The organism is Moorena sp. SIO4A5 (genome assembly GCF_010672005.1).
GTDB lineage: Bacteria > Cyanobacteriota > Cyanobacteriia > Cyanobacteriales > Coleofasciculaceae > Moorena.
In genome coordinates this window covers 1-4,829 of record NZ_JAAHHZ010000356.1, presented here as the reverse complement: position 1 = coordinate 4,829, position 4,829 = coordinate 1, and the positions used below count along the sequence as shown (strand labels likewise).

Below are 4,829 nucleotides of genomic sequence, written 5' to 3'. Positions count from 1 at the left end.
AGAGAGACCTGGAAAGGTTATATGCTGAAGGTAGAGATAGCTGGTTGCCTGAAAACCCATGCAAATTTATCTGGACTATAGCGCCAACACACCACCACGCTCAGAAGTCATTAAAACTATTCAAGATGTCCTTGCCCAGCAGTGGGGTAACCCATCTAGCTTACACCAGTGGGGTCAGCGAGCGGCTATTGTACTGGAACGAGCAAGAATGCAGGTGGCTAGGTTAATCAATGCACCAGCAGAATCGATTATATTTACCTCTGGCGGTACTGAGGCGGATAATTTGGCGGTGATGGGGGTTGCCCAAGCCTACAAGAAACCCCAGCATATCATTATTTCTAGTGTAGAGCATTCTGCAATCGCTCAACCAGTGGCCTGGTTGGAACAGTGGGGTTGGCAAGTGACTAGGCTACCAGTGGATTCTCTGGGAATGGTCAATCCCGGTGATTTAAAAGCTGCCCTACAGGCAAATACAGTTTTAGTCTCCGTCATCTACGGTCAAAGTGAAGTAGGTACGCTCCAACCTATTGATGAACTCGGACAAATTGCTCGTGAACAAGGTGTATTGTTTCATACCGATGCAGTTCAAGTAGCAGGACGGCTATCGATCGATGTTCAACAACTACCGGTGGATTTGCTGTCGATTTCCAGTCACAAAATTTATGGTCCAATGGGATCAGGGGCACTGTATATCCGCCCTGATGTGGAGTTAGTGCCCCTGATATCCGGTGGTGGACAAGAATCCCGATTGCGGTCTGGAACCCAGGCGGTGCCACTGATTGCTGGGTTTGGCATGGCGGCAGAACTAGCAGCAGTGCAAATGCTAAAAGAGACACCTCGGTTAATTCGATTACGCGATCGCATGTTTGACCAACTGGCTGATACCCCCAATCTCATTCCCACTGGTTCTAGAGACTATCGCTTACCCCATCACGTTAGTTTCTGTGTGACTTCCCCTACTGAGGGGGTGACTGGTAAAACTATAGTGCGCCAGTTAAATCAGGCTGGTATTGGTATTAGTGCAGGTTCCGCTTGCCACAGTGGTAAACTGAGTCCGAGTCCGATATTGTTAGCAATGGGTTACAACGAGCCAGCTGCTTTGGCTGGAATTCGGTTGACACTGGGGAGAGATACCACAGAAGCTGATGTAGATTGGACGGTGATGGTACTTAAGCAAATTTTGGAACGACTGATGCCAGAACCAGCATTATCTAAGGTCTAACTTTGCTCAAAAAAGCCTCAATTGCTCCTATGGGTAGGGTTGATTGGGCGGGATTAATGTGGCAAGACATTAGTTTTCCTTTTTCTTTTAAGCAATTAATATTAGAGTTTTTGATTAACACACAGACAGACTCATGAATGAACTTCCTTTGAGCTTAGAAGATGCGATCGCTCAAGCTAAACAAGCGACCAAAGCTGCCCTAGATGACGGTCAAACCAGGGTACAAGTGGAGTTGGTCTTTCCAGAAATTGCCCTACAAGCCCAGTCAATCGCCCAAGAATTTATTCCTATCTTTGAGCAGTATGGCTCCGGACTGAAAATATTTTTTCCTGATACGGGTGCTTCAGCCCTTGCCCGTCGTGACTGGGGAGAGGTACCGTTTAAAATTACTGATGTTGGCACCAGTCGCTCCCCAGCAGAAACTAGAATTGATGATGATGACCAGGTTTTCTTGCTAGTAGGTCCCTCTGCCGTGGAAGTAGGCCAAGTGGAAAAGATTTGTAATTTGGCTGGGGATCGCCCCTGTGTAATCCTAAATCCTCAGCTCGAAGATGTCTCGATTGTAGGGATTGGCTATGCCGCACGTCAGTTGCGCGATCGCTTCCTGAAAACTCTGGAATCTTGTTATTATCTGCGACCCTTTCCAGGAGGGGCTCTATGGCGTTGTTACCCTTCTGTGTGGCAAGTATGGCTAGAAATTGATGATGAGTATCAGTTAGTGACTGAAGAAACCAGCAAACCGACAACAGAGGCTATTGAGCAAATTATACTTAAGGCAAATCTAGTTAACACAACTAGCCCAGAAGATGCTCAAAATATACCATCTGCCCAAAAAAAACAGTCGTTCTTCTCAGGTATCCAGAAATTCTTAAATGCTCTGAGTCGTTGAACTCACAGTTGAACTGAGATATGAAAAACGTTATAAGAAATCTAGCTAGCGAGGCAAGAAAACCTCGTCTGTATAGATTCGGGAGTGTTAAGCTACCTCTTGGCTAGTCAGTGATATTAAATTTTAGAACTATCATAGAGGAGTAACTTAGTTGACGATTTGCGGTACAAAACGATACGATCATTATGTCGTCAAAGGTAGCTCGGTGACTAAGTACATCAAACTCAGAGTTGCTGCTGAGTGAGTCGGGGTCAATGTCAGAACGTGAGCTTGATGGGAAACGGCAGGGATAATCAAAGCCATTAAAACTCCATGACTGACAGCGCCGAGCTGCTCGCTTAGTATCAAAGCAAAATTAAGAATGACCCAGACTTATGCAACGAGCCTTCAAGACCAAGTTAAAACTTAATAATAGACAAAAAACCTTGATGGCTCAACACGCTGGGTATTCTAGGTGGCTTTGGAATTGGGCTTTAAATATGTGGAACGAATCCTATAAAGCCGGGCTAAAGCCTTCTGCTAACAAGCTGAAAAAGTTCTATACCAATCATGTTAAACCTCAATATCCTTGGCAGTCTACCTTAAGTTCTAGGGTTTATCAATTCGTATTCATGCACTTAGGAGAAGCGTTTAACCGATTCTTTCAAGGGAGAGCTCAACACCCTAAGTTTAAGAAGAAAGGTAGAAATGATAGCTTCACCCTAGATAATTGTGGGAAGGTCATGGAGTTTTCAGGAACTCGGTTGAAACTCCCTTTTCTTGGGTGGGTTAGCACTTATGAACCTTTACCTGGAATCCAGACGAAGCGGGTTACAATCAGTCGAGAAGCCGATTCTTGGTATATTTCTTTGGCCTACGAGTTGGAACCTGAACCCACTGTTAAATGTAGAGAATATCTAGGTGTTGATGTCGGGGTTAAAGTTATAGCCACCTGTTCAGATGGGACGGTATTTCCTAATCCTAGAGCTTACAAACAAGCTCAGAAAAAGCTGGCTAGACTTCAAGGAGAACTATCTAGAAGAACTATGGGTTCTGCCAATAGAAATAAGACCAAGCTGAAATTAGCTAAAGCCCATCAACGTGTTGCTAACATCCGGAAAGATGCAATTCAAAAATTAACCTCTTGGCTTTGCAAAAACCACGCAGTGATTGGGTTAGAAGATCTAAATGTTTCCGGTCTGCTAAAAAACCATAAGGAACGCAGGTGCGATAGCCGATTCCGCTCCGCTCTTTATGAAATTCGTCGTCAAGTCGAATACAAGTCTGAGTGGTACGGTTGCTCATTGGTATTTGTAGATAGATTCTACCCATCCACTAAAACTTGTTCTAGTTGTGGTCATGTTCAGGAAATGCCACTTAAAGAACGAGTTTTTGATTGTGAGGTTTGCGGTGAAGTCTTTGACCGTGACTATAACGCCAGCCTGAATGCACGAACGTTTTGCCGAAGGCTATTCGGTCTAAGCCTGTGGAATAGGAAGTGCCGACACCCTATGAAAAACCAGGTAACTGGAAAGAAGCAGGAAGGGAACTTTAATACGGTTTTTACCGCATTATATCAGTTTCTCGTCGCAGGGAACCGGCGAACTTGCCAAGGCAAAAGGTTAAAAATGATCGCGTAATGTGGAATTTTAGCTTTCCGAATGTCTAACAACCTAGATGCTCAGCCACCAGCAGTAATCAAAGACGAATTTAACCTAGATAACTTCCTCGAGGATATACCGGATATAGAGGAAGTGGAACAAGCAACCACTGATATCCTCCAAATCGAGTCCGATGATGCTGCAGAACCAAAAGTTGGCATGGCAGAACTCAATAGCTTAGCTGATATCTTTGAAGGTCAGACCCCTGATTTGGATAAAACCTGGCAAGAAGAAGAAATTATCGCTCCAGATAACCAGCAGTTGTCTAGCCAATCACACAATTCTATAACTACAGACGAACCAAAGGATTTATCTGACCTGATTAAAGAACTTGATGGGTTGGACATTCCAGAGGCAGCGGAGTCTACCGAGGAAGATTTACTCAGTTTGTTCGATGAGGAATTTCCAGAAGAAGCAGCTTTTGAATTACTACAGTCAAGGGAGTCAACTCCAGAGGAGATTCAACCTAACCCTACTCCAAGCCTGACGGATAAAGACCTTGAAGAATTATTTTCTGTTGGGAGTACTGAGGCAAACCTAACTCAAAAAACTAACCCAGCGGATGAATTAAGTAGTTTATTTGACGATACCTTTTTTGAAGAAAATAGCTCAAGCGCGGAAAATACTACTCCCACAAAATTAGATAGTTATGGGATGAGCAAACAGCAGCCTATCCAACCAAGCACACCGCACGTCGATCCCACCCACAGCCCTCGCCCGGGTCAGACCTACACGGATCTCAATGAATTAGATTTTAATCTGGTTAATGACTTGGAGCTTATTCCAACTCACCCCCCGGCAAACCATGACCAGCCAGGAATTAAATCCCCATCAACTAAAGGGTCTTTAAAACCCACCTCGACACCCGGTCTTAGTTCAAGTGTAAAAGGAAAAAATAGAAAATCTGATCCTATAAAATCAAACAAATTACCAGATTCATCACCACAACCCTTACCAACAACCCAAGATCAATGGCAGCAATTAGAGCAGCTGTTGGCAGAAGCTACCGCACATTACCAAAACGTTGATTTTGACAGTATAAAACCTCTGGATGTGACCTTACCCACTGCTGAGGTGG

Annotated in this window: 3 protein-coding genes and 1 pseudogene; all 4 read left to right on the top strand. The window is 44.3% G+C overall.

Translation table 11 applies throughout. The annotated features are described in order from the left end of the window. The first annotated feature begins 58 nt into the window (after nucleotides 1-58). Nucleotides 59-1,222 carry a cysteine desulfurase family protein gene (locus tag F6K57_RS36925; protein WP_293073242.1) on the top strand — a complete coding sequence of 388 codons (1,164 nt, stop codon included), beginning with the start codon at nucleotides 59-61 and terminating at the stop codon, nucleotides 1,220-1,222. 133 nt (nucleotides 1,223-1,355) lie between these two features. Further along, a complete protein-coding gene (locus tag F6K57_RS36920; RefSeq protein ID WP_293051871.1) occupies nucleotides 1,356-2,111 on the top strand; it encodes a DUF1995 family protein in 756 nt (251 codons plus the stop codon). A gap of 374 nt (nucleotides 2,112-2,485) precedes the next feature. Then, nucleotides 2,486-3,730 (top strand): RNA-guided endonuclease TnpB family protein, encoded by a 1,245-nt coding sequence (locus F6K57_RS36915; protein WP_293073240.1) that lies wholly within the window; start codon nucleotides 2,486-2,488, stop codon nucleotides 3,728-3,730. Between the two features lie 21 nt (nucleotides 3,731-3,751). Then, nucleotides 3,752-4,829 (top strand): annotated as a pseudogene (locus F6K57_RS36910) (hybrid sensor histidine kinase/response regulator); the annotation flags it as partial.